Genomic DNA, 16,752 nt, shown 5'->3' with positions numbered 1-16,752 from the left:
GCCGCGAATCGGTCGAATCCAAGGTACGGTTAGACGCCCTCAAACCTGAGCTAAACCCTGTACAGCAGTTGATTTTCGTTGCTTGACGCTAATCCACAACTAGAATTCAGGACAGGCTCTGCGTACAAACACCCCAGTTCGCCTATTTTACCCACAGCACGCATTTAGATTTTTTGTGAGTCGAACCTTGCTCTTACCCGGGCGAGAACGATCGGCTTGCAGCCCCCAAGTCGTGGCTCTGAACCGAACCGTGACGCACCCTGTGCCAAAAGTTGGAAAGCTTTTCGCAGATTCCCAAAACACATTTTTGCCATTGCCATTGGCACTGAATAAGAGGCTGTTTGATGACCAACCGTAAATCGAGTGTTCGAGACGGTATCGAGAAAAAAGTTCGCAACCTGTCGGATCGATTGCGCATGAAGCGTCGTCGCAACGAGCGTCGTTTGCTCTCCGAGACGCTGGAAACACGTCAATTGCTTGCGGGCCCAGAGCTGATTGGCGTGCAGAGTAACGAAGGCGATCTGTTCCGGGACTTCGAGACCCAGATCACCAATACGCTGCCAACGAGCGTACCGGAATTGAACGTTTCCCCCCGTGAATTGGTATTCCGGTTCAATGACGATGCGGTGATTTCGCCTGAGAGTCTGCAGGGGATTACGATCACGCGTGCCGGCAGTGATGGTTTTTTCGAAGCGGCCAACGCCACCACCGACTTGGGAACCAATGGTTCGGTCTTGGTCGAGTTCCGCGCGCAAACCACTGGGGTTTCCGGCAACGGGACTCAGATTGTGTTTGCTACGACCGACCGCGGGTCCAATGGGTTACCCGTGGTCACCTCGGTCAACACTTCGGGCGTTCAGCCGGTGATCACGCTGAACTTGAACAGTGCTGCCGGACGTCCTGCGACGGTCGCCGATTTGGTCAGTGCGGTCAACAACACCGCATCGGTGAACCAATTCATCAGTGTTCAGCAAGTCACCGGGGCTTCGCTGACGAAAGTGGGGCTGACGGTCGACACCAGTCGCAGTTTGACGTTAACCGGAGCGAACGCGTCGCAAGCGCTCAGCGATTTGAACACCAACGGCGCGATCCGTGTCCGTTTGACCGCGACGGAAACCGGTGCGGCCGGAACGGGCACGCAAGTGGTTGTCAAACAGCGAAACTTTGGCGGATCCGCGTTGCCGTTGGTTTTGGTCAGTGGCAATACGGTCGAGGTCCAAGTCAACTCGACGCCGGGATTCGAAACGACGGTTGATGAATTTTTGCTCTCGATCAACAGCAACGCCGAAGCCGCGCAATTGGTGACCGGGTCGCTCGAATTTGGCAGCGGCTCGACATTGATCGGCAATCGCACGCCCACCTATTCGCCGCTCGTGCTAAGCGGTGCCAGCGATTCCGTGATCGAACCTGGATACGTCGGTCTGGGCGACTCGCCTCGTGAAGTGGTTTTCCGTTTCGCCGAGACGCTTCCCGACGATACCTATCGAATCGACATCAATGCCGCCGGCGCCCTTGGATTGCGAAACGAAGAGGGCGAATACTTTAACGATGGCATCAGCGTCAGCGGACAATTCACCGTCAACGTTGGTCCCAAGGTTCTCGCCGTCGTTCCGCAACCGGTCACTCGGGCCGCCAACGGAACGCTCAGTTCGGCTCCGAATGTGATCGAAGTTCACGTGGATGGAGGGGACGTCAACGTCGCCTCGCTCGAGCGTGAAGACCTTTATCGGTTGATCTACACGCGAGACACGCTGACCAGCAGCGACGATTTCGAAATGGCTCCGACGTCGGCGGTCTACAATTCGTTGACCAAGGTGGTTCGGCTGGAATTCCCCAGCGCGCTCTCACGTGTTGTCGATCCGCTTGGCAACGGCAGCACCTTTATCGACGGCACGGCACGCTTGCGAATCGGTTCAAGCGAACCGATCAAGATCACTCCCACCTCGATTCCCATCAACTCGGATCCGGCGGACAATTTCCGCAACGCGTTGAACCTGAACAACACGTGGACGATCAGCAGCAATCCCAACGCGGGGATCCAATCGGCTCGTTTGACCAGCGAGATCCGTAATACCAGCAGCTACGGATTGAACCTTCCTGGCGACGGCGTACCGGGCACACGTGATCTGCGACCGGATGATCCATCGCGGCTTGACCGCACGATTCCGCTTGACGTTTTCCGCCGCGAAGAGGGTGACATCGAGGACGGCATCTCGGTCTACCAGTACAACTTTGTCAACAGTTGGTTGGGTGATGATCCAACCAAAGCCGGCATCGACGAGACTCGTGAATATTTCAACCTGATCACCGAACAACAGAAGGCACGTGTTCGTGAAGTCTTGTCGCTGTTTAGCGAATACCTTGGTGTTCAATTCGTTGAAACCAACGGTGGTTTGACCGATGCATCGTCCTTTTCGATCGCGGTGGGTGAACTGTACGGGGCTGACCCACGAGTCAACAGTGCAACCGCGCTGCTCAATGCGGACGGTTCGGTGCAGACGACCGGCCCCGAAGCGGTTGTGGTGGCAACGCGTGACCGCAACTTGGACGGCGTCGACGATCTTGTCGTGCTAGACTTCCAAGATTTTGATCAATCCACCGACGACCAGCTTGGCGGCGAATTCTTTCGCGGTGCCTTCCTTGCCGTTGGCCAATTGCTTGGTTACGGCTATGCCGATCACTTGGCTCAACCGGTGACGCAAAGCACGGCATCGGTGCTGAACCCAGGCACCGATAACGAACCTGCGTTCCCGAGTGTCGCGGACATTGTCAACGGACAATTTTTGTTCCAACCTGAGAGCAACGACATTGATGTTTATCAATTCACGTTGAACCAGGCTGGCAGCGTCAGCATCGAAACGATTGCCGAACGATTGCCGAATGCGAGTTTGCTGAACACCGCATTACGTTTGTACAAACGCGACAGCGTCACTGGCAAATTCACCGAGGTCGCTGCGAACGATGATTACTTCAGCAATGATTCGCTGATCGAATTGGAATTAGAAAAGGGCACCTACGCGATTGGTGTCAGCGCCTCGGGCAACACGACTTACGATCCGGCTACCCCAGGCAGCGGATTTGGTGGCCGTAGCGAGGGAACCTACGAGCTGTCGCTGGCATTCCGTGCGAAAGCCGCCGATGGCATCACTGACAACTCGGGCAATGCACTTGACGGCGACTTGGATGGCAATCCGGGCGGACTGTTCAATTTCTGGTTCGTGCCCAACGATCCCAACACGACGTTGTTTGTGGACAAAGCGGCGACCAATCCTGACTTGATTCGCTCGACTCCGAATCCCTACCTGAACTTGAAGGATGCATTGGCAGCGGCACTGCCGGGCGACACGATTCGCGTCGTCGGCAACGGCGGGGTTGATGGTGACGTCAGCACGCTGGATGACAACTTTGCCTACCAAGTCGGAAAAGACAATCGCGGGATCTCGCTTGCCGATGGCGATTCGATCGTCGTGCCTCAGGGTGTGAACCTTGTCATCGACGCCGGTGCCGTCTTTAAGATGCGACGCAGTCAAGTGTCGGTCGGCAGCACGGCGCCACTTGTCGATCACAGCGAAGCATCGCTGCAGATTTTGGGTACACCGACGTTGATCGGCTCCAACGGCCGGATCATTACCGACGCTAACGGAGTCGCGATCCCAGGCAGCGTGGTCTTTACCAGTTTCAACGACAATTTGGATCCGGACCTGCCTGACAGCGCGTCCAAGGGCGATTGGGGCGGAATTGATTTCCGCGGCGACATCGACTCGGCCGACGAATCACGCGTCTTCCTCGAAGACCAAGGCATTTTCCTCAATCACATCCAGTACGCCGACCTGCGTTACGGCGGCGGACAAGTGTCACTAAATGGTCGTCAAACGGTGATCAGCCCGATCGACATGGCGGTCACGCGTCCGACGATCATCAACAGCAGCATCAGCGTTTCGGCTGACGCCGCGATGGCAGCGACTCCTAATACGTTTGCCGAATCGCGTTTCATGATGTCCTCGACAAGCGGCACCGTGTTTACACCGGATTACACGCGAGTGGGACCTCACATTCGCGGTAACACGCTGGACAGCAACACGATCAATGGCTTGTTCGTTCGTGTGGCCACGCGAACGGGCGGCGAATTGCAACCGTTGACTGTTGGTGCGCGGCTTGACGACACCGATATCGTTCACGTGTTGACCGAGAATCTGCAAATCGCCGGTTCGGCGGGCGGATTGGTTCAAACGGTTGACGCCCCGGTCAGCTTGCTGATCCGTGCCTCCACGACGAACTCTCTCGGCGAACCACTCGAAGGCAATATCGTTGCCGGGTCGTATCGCTACCGAATGACGTTCGTAACATCGAGCGGAGTCGAAAGCGACGCAAGCCAACCGACCGCAGCGTTTACATTGGACGACGACGGCGCGTTCCAATTGACCGGATTACCGACCGTCCCTGCATCGTCGTCGTTCACCTCGCGACGACTTTATCGTGCAACGGTCCAGGCCGATGGCAGCGACGGCCCTTACTTGTTGGTCGCAAACCTAAATGCGAGTAGCACCTCGTACATTGATACCGCATTGGCAGGCAGCACCGCGCTATCGGCAACCACGGGCCAACGCACGGCACGTCTGGATGCAGGATTGACGGTCGATCCAGGGACGATCATCAAACTCGACGGTGCTCGCATCGACGTTACCTTTGGAGCCCACTTCTACGCCGAAGGCACGACCGAACGTCCGGTCGTCATGACCAGCTTGGCGGACAACCGATACGGTGCCGGCGGAACGTTTGACACCAACAGCACGAACACCACCGACGCGCTTTCGCATGGCGATTGGGCTGGGCTTTACGTTGGCTTTGGCGGTGCGGCATCGATCGATCACGCCGTGATCGCAGGCGGTGGCGGTATTTCGCGTATCCCTGGTGGATTTGCCAGCTTCAATGCCATCGAAGTTCACCAAGGCGAACTTCGCGTGGCGAACAGCCGCTTTGAAATGAACGACGATGGCCGCGAAGTCGTTAGCGCGGACGATCCCGACCGAGGCGGCCGCAGCGACAATGCGAGCGGAACCATTTTTGTTCGCGCTTCACAACCGATCATCACCAACAATACCTTCCTCGGTGGTTATGGCCCGGTTGGCACATTCGATGTCAACAGTTTCTCGTTTAACGAAGTCACCGATTACGGTCGCAGCACCGGAGCGATCGAGATGGTTTCGTCGACCGGAAACAGCGGCCCATTGATCCTAGGCAACCGCCTGGCACAGGACGAAGACCTTCCCGACACCGTTGATCGCTTCGGTCTAAACGGTATCGAAATTCGTGGTGGTGCCGTGTCGACCGAAGTCGTCCTGGACGACGTCGACATCGTGCACATCGTTCGTGACACGATCGAGATCCCGAACCAACACATTTATGGTGGCATGCGTCTAGAAAGTGACGCACGCGGCAGCCTTGTGGTGAAATTCGAAGGGGCTACCGCCGGCATCGTCGCGGGCGGCAATCTGCAGACATCCGAAGATCAGTTCCAAGACATTGCCGACCGCATCGGCGGCAGTCTGCAAGTGATCGGTCATCCCGACTTCCCCGTCGTCTTAACGGCGTTAGTGGACGACACGATTGGTGCTGGATTCCGACCTGATGGCTTGCCATCGGTCGACACCGACGCCAATGGCGTGCGTCAATCGATTCTGTCGTCAGAAACGACCGCCACTGCGACGCCTGCGGGACTGCCGGTTGGACCAGAGTACGACCGCACTGACCGCGAGGTCGACAACGGCACTCGTATCGACAATGACATCGACCCGAACGTGATCGGATTCTTCGAAGCCACCGTGACCGATGGCAACGAGGTCACGAACATCACGGTGACCGGAATCGATCAAGCCACTGCAACGCGACTGCAACAACAAAACTACGGCTTCCTCGAAACCACCGTCGTGGACATCGATTATTTGCTAGGTGCGGTCAATCCCTTGGCCGACACGACGTTCCGCTTGAGCCAAACGACGATCACTCGTCCTGCCACGCTGATCTCGCCCGACACCGTGATCAGCGAGGGAACGTTCAACATGCTTAATGCCACCGCGGCCGATCCGCGCCCGGTGAACTGGCTTGCGACGACGTTCTTCTTGGACAACCGCGCCGTGATGTACACGACCGTCGAGTTCTTCACGCCAGACAATCGCGACTTTGGTGACAACAACATCGCGGACATTCAAGTCATCAGCTATTTCGACGCCGATGTCGGCAACGGAACCTCTGATACGCTGTACAGTGTCGGCGTGCCAGGCGAACAAGATTTCCGGGCGATGACGATCAACGGACAGAACCGCGTCGGCTTTAGCCACGGCGGTATCTACGTCAACGATGGAACGAACCAGTTCAATGCGACCTATGATGGTTGGATGGCGGATGATGCGGCGCGTTTGTTGACCGCCGTTGACACCGAAAACACCAACTTCACGGTGATTGGTGACATCGACCAAGCGTTTACCGCGCAAGCGAACGATCCATTGTTCCCCAACGCCAACGCGGCGTTTGGCATTGGTGACATCGGAACCAGCTTTGCTTGGACGCTTGACTCGGCTCAGGACCGCGCCAAGGTCACCAGTTTCATCGAGTGGATTCCTAGCGATCCAGCGAACCCGTTCGAAGTCCAATTGCCACTGAATATCGAAGGCAGCGGCGACTGGGACGGCATCACGATTCGCGAAGCCGCTGCGGATCGCAACGTCTCGATCACCAGCGAGAACGAGCCACGCAACGTCGGCGTTTCGGATACCAACCCTACGCCAGGCCAATCTCAGTTCCTCGGTGAACTCGCTCCGAATCAAGCTTCGGGCGACGAAAATCGGCGACTTGGATTTATCGTCGATGGATCGATCAGCCAAACCAGCGACATTGACGTGTATTCGTTTGTCGGTGAAGCCGGCACGCAAGTTTGGTTGGACATCGACCGAACCGACATGCGACTTGACACCGTGATCGAATTGATTGACGCCAATGGAAACACGTTGGTGTTGTCGGACAATTCGATGGCCGAGTCGCTAGGCAATCAAAGTCGTCTCGTTGCACCCGATGGCCGATACTCGGCAGCCGATGCGGGATCGCTGAACTTGATTTCCGCAAACGATCCTAACGTGACCACGCAAGATCACCAGGACCTGTATTCGACGAACCCACGCGACGCAGGCATGCGGCTGATCCTGCCGGGTGAAGCGGGACAGCGAAACCTGTACCACGTGCGAGTACGCAGCAGCAGTGTCGAATCGGGATCGAATCAATCCTTGATCGTTTCGGGACAATCGGCGGCGTCGGTTCCATCGAGTCTGCGTCGTGGCTTGACCTCGGGGGCGTACCAATTGCAAATTCGATTGCAAGAGGTCGACGAACATGCGGGAACTCAAGTCCGTTTCAGTGACGTGCGTTTCGCCGTCAACGGAATCCAAGTGATCGGTGGCCCGATTCATAGCCCGCTTGCCGGAGATGAGTACGAACTTGACACCGTCAACGACACGCTCAGCGCAGCACAACGTCTCGGGTTGTACTCGGTTGCCATCGACGATCAAAACCTAGTGGATGCCGCCGGCAATCCAGTGCTCGATGCCAACGGCAACCCCATCGCCGCTCGCAACAACGGCCCGCTATCGAGCGACCGATTGTCCAAGACCATCGGGGGCGTGATCGACAGTTTGACCGACGTGGATTGGTACGAATTTGACATCCAATACGAGAACTTGACTCGTGACAATGCCGCGATGTATTTCGCAACGGCATTTGACCTGGACTATGCCGATGGCTTGGCACGTACCGACACCGCGATTTACGTGTTCAATTCGGCCGGCGAATTGGTGCTGATCGGAACCGACAGCAACATTGCCGACGACCAACCGCTTGGCAGTGCCAATGCGGAAGATTTGTCACGCGGATCCTTCGGAACGGGCGACCCCTTCATCGGGTCTGCTGAATTGTCCGAAGGCACCTATTACGTTGCCGTTTCGAACCAGCAACGAGTGCCTCAGCCGATGGATCAATTCTTTGATCCCAACTCGACCAACCCCTTACTGCGACTCGAACCGATCGATTCGGTCCAACGAGTGGTCGAAGAACATTTCGAATTCCCTTCGACCAGCGGCACGGCATCGTCACCGCAGTTCCCTGTTCTGTTTGACGACAATTCGATCATCGACTACACGTTCGATGACGTGATGTTGTACGTGAACACCGGCACCGGACTGTTTTTGGTTAACCCCTACACGGGTCAAACCTACTCGTCGACGACGCAAGGCAATGGTTTCCTTGGTAACTTTGGCGACGAGGTTCGCGACGTCGCCTTCGGCAGCAACGGTGAACTGTTTGCTTATACCGGTTTCTCCAACCGCCAACCGGCCGATAACGCTTGGGCGTATTACAGCATCGACACCGCGACCGCTGCACTGGGCACGCCGATTTCAACCGGCGGTGGCATGACCACGCATCACCTGAGCAGCCCGCCGCCACAGAACCCGACCGTGCTAAACGTCGCCAGCGATGACGGTTTGGAAGTCGAAGCGATCACGATTCGCGAATTCCTCAACGCCGAGACCGGTTTCTTGGTCGGCAATCGTCCGTTCCCACAGAACGGTTTGGCTTACACCACGAACATCCTGTACGGATTCAACGAAAACACGGGTTTGATCAACGGCGGCAACTTTAACTTGGACGTTGCGATTCCAGGTGCGGGTACCAGCCGTCGCGAGATCGGACAGATCGACACCGCGGCTCCGACCGGTGCCCGACCATTGCAACTTGGTTTTACCGCCGCCACGGTCGTCAATTCAGCTGGGATTGCCACGCAAAGTCTGTTTGACGGCGACCGCTTCACGCTGACGAATCAAGTTGAAACAGTCACGTTCGAATTTGACCAAGGGTTCACGCTCAGCATCGACAATTCGCCTGTCACCAATCCCGATGGCTCGTTGGGCAACCCTCGAACGATTCCGTTTGGCGACACGGTCGTGATCAAGCTGCCTGGCCAAACCGCGAAAGTCTTTGAGTTTGTCAGCGATCCGGCCGACGTCACCGGCACGAACATCCCGGTCGTGATCTCGAGCAACCTCGGCCCCGAGGCATTGATCGAGCGTTTGGCTTCGACGATCCGTCAATCAGGCATTTCGGTTTCGTCGGCAGGAACGCAATTGTCGCTTCCAACCGCGGAAACGGTGACCCTGCAAACCGATCCACTGACGTCCGCTACCAGTTTGGTTCTGAGCGGGACTCCGGGGGTCGAAAGCGGCAACTTCCGTATTCCATTGTTCCCAACGGACACTGCCGGCGTGATCGCGCAGCGGATTGTCAACGCAGTCGACCAAGCCAACACCGCAGGTGATTTGCCCAACGTCAATGCATTCATTGACGCCGGAGCCACCGACGCTCACTCGGTTCGCATCGTGGGCGGATTCATCGGCGATCCGGTCGGCAGTGCCGCAAGCTTGCCAACCGGCAACTTGACCGCAGGCGGTTTGCCCACCGGCGGCACCGTGACCGGTGTCGAATTGGTCAACAACAACCTGTATGCGATCACTAACACGGGCGGCTTGTTTGTGGTTTCCTCGGGCGAACTCGCCTCGGCGGTCGGAAACCGTACCGTGGGAAGCTACGTCCTCTCATCGACCGACTTGGTGGGCATTAACTTCACCGGTCTACGTGCTGGCCCTGCCAGCGTCGAAGATGGTGAACTGCGTCAAATCTTGTTCGGAGTGACCGGCGGAGGCGACATCTACGCATTCAACACCCGTGGTGAATTGCAGCCCGTCTTTGCAGGCGGCCGATCGATGATTTCGACCGGGATTGGTGGCGCTTTGGGATTGGATTTCAGCATCCTGGATTACAACCTGTGGCACATCACCGAACGTCGTGCCACCGACGCGGGACATGGAATCAGCAGCAATTTCAGCGATACACGCGAAGCCACCATTGGTGGAAACAGCTTGGCGTTCAACTTTGAAAACACCGCCGAATTCCAAAGCAAGTACGCTCATTCGCAAGAGGTTCCTAACGGAACACGGTTGGATGGAACCAGCATCGTCAACACCTACAACATGCCCGGTGGAGCGAAGGGCGAGGTTCAAAGTAACACGTTTGACCTGTCCGGATACTCGGCGACGGACTTGCCAACGCTTTACTTCAGCTACTTCTTGGACGCCGACGACGTTGCCACGATCGACGGTGCCCGCGACTCGCTGCGTATTTACATCGTCGACGAAAACGGCGTGGAACATCTGGTCGCCAGCAACAGCGACTACCGCAACACCGGTGAAAACGACGACGAGTTTGATGATCCATTGGCCAACAGCCTGCAAACCGGTTCGCTGTACGACGATGACATTGACGTCGAAGTCCAACAACTGTTTGACAACACCGGCAGTTGGCGTCAGGCACGCGTGCCATTGCAACCGTTCGCGGGCCAATCCAACCTGAGCATGCGAATCGAATTCTCGACGGCGGGCAAAACCGCCACTGGAACCCCGTCGATCCGTGCGGTTGCAGGCAAAGGATTAGTCGAGAACTCGCAACTTGTCGTCAATGGCGAAGCGTTCGCGATCGACTTGTCGCCAGCGGTCAGCGCTCCGTCGGGACGTCAATTGGCGGCTCTGTATGGGCCCGATCCAAACGCCGTCGCGGTGATCACGGTCGATGGCCAAGAATACGTGCTGGACGATGGTGTCCGCCCCATTGGCGCAAACCAAATTCCGATCGATTTGTTGTCTTCGCAACCGATTGGAACCGCACTCGAGGATCTCAGTTCGAGCCAAATCGCGACATTGATCGCGGACACAGTGGACCTGAAACGTCTGGTGCCTTCGGGTGCCGTGTTGGCGACTCGCTACTTGGATCCGGATTACCGCGAGGTGATTGAGTACGCTGGGCAAACCTTCATTTTGAACGACGGCACTCGGCCGGTTGCAACGAATGAAGTCAGCGTCGATCTGATCGATCCGCTATCGAATGTCACCTTGGACCAATTGTCTCAGCAAGAGATTGCCGCCGCATTGTCGCTGGCTGCGGGATTACCGCTGCCAACCTACAACTTGACAGAAAACTTCAACTTCTCGGACCCAAGCGATACTCCCGGCGTCACCGGCGAACGTAACGACTTGCTGTACCAAGCCACGCAGCTTCCTTATTCGGGCGGCAATGCCACGATCACAGGAAGCGGTCGCATCGGTACGGTCGACGCATTGGGCAACCCGTCGAATCTAAACGACGTGGATTTGGTACGTGCTGAGGTCACTGCGGGAACCACCATTTTCGTCGACGTCGACTTGGACACCAATCCTGCACTCGATGCAGCGGTTCGCTTCTTTGACGCCAAAGGCAACGAATTGACTGGGTTTGTCAATCAGGCAAACGACACGATCCAAGTCACGGTTACCCAAAGCGGCCCGATTTACATCGGCATCAGCGGCATTGGAAACTCGTCCTATGATCCTCGCATCGCAGGAACGTCTCAAACCGGCCAAATCGACTCGTACACCGCTTCGATTAACTTCATGTCGCCGATCACGGCACAAACCGATGGCAATTTGATCGAAGTCGATGGTACGGCAACGATCACTTCGTCGTCGCCAACGCTGTTGCCTGTTAGCGGACAAGAGGTGTTGACGGGTCGACCGATCAAGGTCAGCCGTTTCGACACCGCACCGCAAGTGGCCGAAGCAATCTCGCTGGCCTTGGCCGAGCGATTCAGCGATAGCGATACATCGTTCGTCCCGACTTCGGGTGCGATGGTACGAACCGGAGCTCTGACGATCAACGACTTCGGACCGTTTGTGAACGAGCAACTTCGTTACGGCGATCAATTCGCGGCCGGATTCTTGGCCGGAACCGCCGACAACAATCACGAAGGCGTGTTCATCGACGATATCATCATCGGTTTCGCCGAACGTGGTGAGCTTGCGACCAATTCACGTGCCGTCACCCAGACGGAAACGTTCATCGAAGACGGCACCCGATTCTTTACCTCGACGCCACGGCCGACCCAACCGACGGTCACCGGCGCGTATCAGCTAGAGATTCGTGACGCCAGCGAATATGTCGACAGCGAAGCCGCAGCACAATTCCGCACGTTTGATACCAACGATCGCTTGACCGATGGCTACGCCCTGCGAGCATTCTCGGGCACGCAATTGATCGACGGTTCGACATTTACCGTCGGAACGGCCGGAGCCCAATTGGTGTTCGAGTTCGATTTGATCGACGCTTCGGGCGTCAGCGACGGACTGAATTCACCAAGCTCGCAAATCCCCATCACGGTCAACGAATCGGCAACCGCAACCGAAGTCGGTGCGGCGATCATCAGTGCTCTGAATGCATCCGCCGTGCGTCAAGTTTTAGGCATCGACGTGACGGGGGCCAACGGCAGCGACATCGACAGCCGAATCAACGTCTATGGCGATGTCACGATCACCGATGACGGTACCGCATTCGAATCGATCAACTTGTTTGATTTGCGAGGCGACAGCAATCGCGATCGCACCGACCAAGGTGTGATCATCATTGAAAACAGCCGGTTTGTGTTCAACGCGGACGCCGGGATTGAACTGAACCGCGGTGCCGAATCGCGAGTTCAGGGAGTGAACCAAGTTGACCAATTGCCTGCAGCGATCGTCTATCCTCGCAACTTGGTCGAACTGAACACCAACGACCTGTTGCCTGGCGTGGTTGTACAAAGCAACGTGTTAGCATTCAACGCGAACGCGGGCGTACGAATCACCGGGCTGGGTCCGAATGGTGGAACGCAAAGCAATCCGATCGCCTTTGACCGGATTTTGAACAACACGATTGTTGGCGGTAATGTCAATCGAGCGGACGAATCGTTCCCCGACATCTACAACGACTTGTTGTTTGACGAGGGCGAAATCTCCTTTGCGGATACCGTCGTAAGCTACACGGCCGGAGCCAATGTTTCCGCCGGCTTTGACAATCCGGCGAGAGCACTCGGGGTTCCCGATGTGGTCGGTCGCGGGCTCGAACCAACCGTGGGTGATTTCACCACATCGCTTGGTCGTCGCGGCGTATTGACCGTTGGATTTACCGACAACTACTTGACCGGCAGCGGCGACGCTCGCCCTGACTTGGTGATCTTTGAAACGGGGTCCATCGAAGGCGTTTCCGTTGAAGTCAGCCGTGATGGCGTCAACTTCATCAACGTCGGCGTTGTTGCCGGCATCGATGCCACGATCGACCTTGACGCGTTCGGATTCAATGCCCAAGACCGCTTCGGGTTTGTGCGGTTGACCGACCTTGGTCAAGGCACATCGACCACCGGTGCGGTGGGTGCCGACATCGACGCAGTAGGTGCGTTGTCGACCGTTGCAGCAGACATTTATGTTCCCGGCAGCCAAGGGATCGTGGTCCAACAAGGGGCCGCACCGACGCTGCTGAACAATGTGATCGCGAATACTCAAACCGCGGTTGCGATTGATGACGCCAGCCTGCAAACCGTATTAGGCGGAACCACCTATTACCGAAATGCAACGGATGCTCGCAGCAGCCAAACGGATGCTCGAGGCGCCTTTGCTCAGCAGATCAATGCTTCGCAAGAAGTCTTTATCGATCCGGTTGAATTGGTGTTCACTCCGCGAGCGGGCACTCCGATCATCGACAGCTCGGTTGATTCGCTCGAAGATCGGCCTTCGCTGATCACCGTACGCGGTGCGATTGGTCTGCCACCGAGCCCGATTATCGCGCCATCCTTCGATGTCAATGGTCAATTGCGAGTCGATGATCCCGATGTGGAAACCCCCTCGGGTATCGGCGAACGCGTGTTCAAAGACCGCGGTGCTGAAGACCGTGCGGACGAAGTTGGCCCCCGCGCCATCCTGGTATCGCCACGGGCTCCGGATATCGGGCTATCGGGCGGCCAAGTGGTCACCGGCCAAGGCGACATCTTTGACGCCTTTGACATTCAATTGATCGACGGGATCGCCGGTGCAGATCCTACCCCAGGGGTTGGCATTGATGACGACAGCGTCACAGGCGATGCCATCCTGGTCACCCGAGATGGGCAAACGCTTGTCGAAGGCATCGATTATCGATTCGGCTACGATCCATCGAACAACGTCATTCGCTTGACTCCGTTGGCGGGTGTGTGGCAGGACAATTCGGTCTACGTCATCCGCTTGCTCGATTCGACCGATGCCGTGGTCCGCGTGCAAACCGGATCGAGCTACTCGGACCGCGCGTTGACAACCGTGATTGGTTTGGATGGTTCGTTCACGACACTCGAAGCCGATACCGGCATCAACATCGTGGTCTCGCCGAATTTGTTTGGAGCGAACATCGACGGTCAATCGATCCAAATCTTCGATGGCCAAAACCAAGTCACCTTTGAATTTGATACCGATGGAATCACCAATGGGGGTGTCGGTACGAATGGGGTTGTCGCCGTCCCGGTCGCAACGACCCTGAGTGTCGAACAATTGACCGCGGCCCTCGCCGATGCCATCAATGCATCCATTTTGAATTTGGAAGCGACGGCGTTCGAGGATCAAATCCAATTGCTCGGCGATTCAACACTCGCATCAGCGACCCCGCTTAGCGACGTGTTCACGGTCACCGTCACCAACATCACGTTCACGATGTCTTCGGCACTATTTGGTGCTGCGGATGGTGAAACCGTGACTGTATTCGACGGCACAACTTCGTTGACGTTCGAATTTGATTCCGACGGCATTCAAAACGATCCCAACAGCGTGCTTGTGCCTGTGATCGTGACCGATTCGACGCAGCAGTTAGCCGAAGCTTTGAACACTCAGATTCAAGCCTCAGGTCTGAACGTCACGTCGTCGGTGCTGAACAATCGCGTCGTGATCCTGGCGGACTCGCCGCTGGCCAACGGAGCGACGCTGTCAGATAACATCTTGGTGGCCAACACGATCACCGGCCCTGCGATTGGCACGGCTGCTGGCTTTGGTCTTCGCGTGCCAAACAACTTGGCTGCGGTTAGCGATGATATCGCCGATGGCCAAACCTTTGTCATCCAACGAGGCGCGTCGCTGATTCGAACGTTCGAATTGGATTCGGGTAACGGCGTGATCACCCCGGGTGCAATTCCGGTCGTGATCGGAGCCAACCCAACGCTTGATAGTATTGCCAATGCCTTGGTCCGTGCGATTGCCGGTGCCGGATTGGGACTGAACCCCGAGAACATTGGTGATGGCCGTGTCACCCTCGGTGGCGATGCCAATTACGCAGTGGACTTGAGCAACACCGCGTTGGAACTGCTTGCATCGGCGGGTCAAAAGGCAACGATCCCTGTGGTCATTCCGATTGATGCTACGATCCAAGAAGTTGCGGAACTGTACCAAGCTGCGATCCAAAGCATCGGGCTGCCTGATGTAACAATCGCGATTGTGGGTGATCGATTGATCATCGATGGTATTGGTACCGTGACCGGCAGCGGAGCGGTCGCTCAACCCATCATCCGCGATGATGTTGGCAACCTGCTGCAAAGCAACACGACAGCGGGAACCACCGAATTGGTCGTGTTTGTCGGAGGCGGAGCCGACTACGGTGACGCACCTGCACCATACCAATCGCTCGATTCCCAAGGCGGACCTCGCCACAATGTGGTTTCGAACCTTTATCTTGGTCGTGGTGTTACGCCCGATGCGGATGCCCAAATTCCGGATGGGGATCTGAACGACGACGGCATTCGCGTCAGCGGAGCGGTGCGTCCAGGGTTCTCGACGACCTTCCTGGTGGACATCAATCTGCCCGCGGACACGAGCGACAATACCCCCATCGCGGCGCCGGGCGTCTTCTACTTGGACGCTTGGTTCGACTGGGACGGGGACGGCGTGTTCGAGGAAAGCGAAGTCAAACGCTTTGGTTCGACCGGCAGCGGTCGCGCATTGGTCGGCGTTGGTGCCGGGAACACGATCACGGTCGATGTCCCGAACACTGCGGTGACCGGCGAAATCTACGCTCGATTCCGAATCAGCGAGAACAACAACCTTGGCGCACTCGGAGTGGCAACCAGCGGCGAAGTCGAAGACGTCAAGCTGTTTGTCTCGAGCAATCCGTTCCGCAATCCAATCAACCGAAATGACGTCAACAACAATGGGGTCGTCACTCCGCTGGATGCATTGCAGATCATCAATTCGCTCAACCGAGCAGGAGCGTCCACGATCCGCTTGGATCAACCGACGCCAACCGATTTGCCACCGTTCCCTGATACCAACAGCGATGGCGTCGTCACGGTTTCCGATGCACTGAACGTGATCAACGAGCTCAATTTGAACCGCAACACGTTTAGCGGCTCCGGTGAGCAGGTGAGCACAAGCTCGAGCACTCGCTACGTGCCGACGGCCGAAGGCGTTTACGCTTCGGGAGCGACCGCGGTCGGTGATCTGCTTGTTGCGGAAGCCAACGAAGACGCCACCGTTGCCCAGGATCCGGTTTCGAGTATCGCCGCCGAAGGAGAATCGTCCAAAGCGAGTGTGTTTGATCACGTCGCCGTGGCGAATCTAGATTCGATCGTCGATTCTTTGGCCGCGGACACCGCGTCGGCGAGCGAAGACGACAACGACGATGCTTCGTCGGTGCTGGATCGAATTTTCGCCAATCTTTGATCCCGGCAAAACTTCAACACGCCGCCGCAACGCGTTTGCGGCGGCGGAGAGCAGCTAGGAACCACGCCACAAGCGGCATGTCATGTCATACGCCGCTGCCGTCGAGTCGGGATTATCGCTAAATCCCGACGGCGGCAACGCGTTT

General features: G+C 56.8%; 1 protein-coding gene. It reads left to right on the top strand.

What is annotated here, in order from left to right:
* Positions 1-344 precede the first annotated feature (344 nt).
* Positions 345-16,607, top strand: coding sequence for a GEVED domain-containing protein (locus ABEA92_RS08345; protein ID WP_345683363.1), 16,263 nt, complete (start codon positions 345-347; stop codon positions 16,605-16,607).
* Positions 16,608-16,752: the final 145 nt, after the last annotated feature.

It is taken from the genome of Novipirellula caenicola, from assembly GCF_039545035.1.
Taxonomy (GTDB): Bacteria; Planctomycetota; Planctomycetia; order Pirellulales; family Pirellulaceae; genus Novipirellula; species Novipirellula caenicola.
Note: the sequence above shows the minus strand (reverse complement) of the source record. Positions and strands in the feature narration are given on the sequence as shown.